We start from the raw sequence: 678 nt of genomic DNA on the forward strand, positions 1-678 counted from the left end.
TGACGGTATAACCTGGCCAGAAGGAGGCAATATCAATATGATGCACGGCGACAGCAGGGTGATGGTGGTGGTGTGTTTGGAGACAGCCAGTTTACCAGCACCCTGTCTGTCAACTTCCACTTCCCCAAGATCCCGCGAAGAACCAAACTTAAAGCTCACCTCATTGGGCGCTCGCTGATGGGCTACGGCGGCCTGGCTGGCCTCCCGCCTGACCAGATTGTATCCAAGCAGCAATCCCCACAGCTCCTGATAGACCAAGTCCACTTTCTTGCTTCTCAGCGTGATGGCGTTGTGCTGCATCGCGCTTTTGATATCCCGGTATCCCAGCTCGATTTCCCAGCGCTCGTGGTACAGGGTCGCCACCTGAGCTGCGCTGAATCGCGCCACGGGCAGGGAGGTAAAGACCGTTTTCTCCTTGCCTGCCACCTCATAGGTCACTGCGCGAACTTGCCAGTGTGTCGGCAACGCCGGGTTTTTCTTGCGAGCCTGAGGCGAGACCGTCATTTGCAACAGACGGTCACCGTCGCCATAACGCTCAAGTTCCGTGTATACCAGCCCCTTGCGTTCCGGGATGAGCCAGTGACGGTCGGTGTCTTCGGCCTGAATACGCAGCAACAGGTCGGCACCGAAGAAGCCTTTATCCAGCAGGGTCACTGACTTGTCCGGCAATGAGTGAAT

At 56.9% G+C, this 678-nt stretch carries 1 protein-coding gene; it reads right to left on the bottom strand.

The window, feature by feature from the left end:
* Positions 1–678, bottom strand: a 678-nt coding sequence (locus J9889_RS02510) for an IS4 family transposase (protein WP_246878023.1), incomplete at both ends; no start/stop codon positions are given.

The sequence above is a fragment of the Aeromonas sp. PrichA-15 genome (genome assembly GCF_017939245.1).
GTDB lineage: Bacteria > Pseudomonadota > Gammaproteobacteria > Enterobacterales > Aeromonadaceae > Aeromonas > Aeromonas caviae.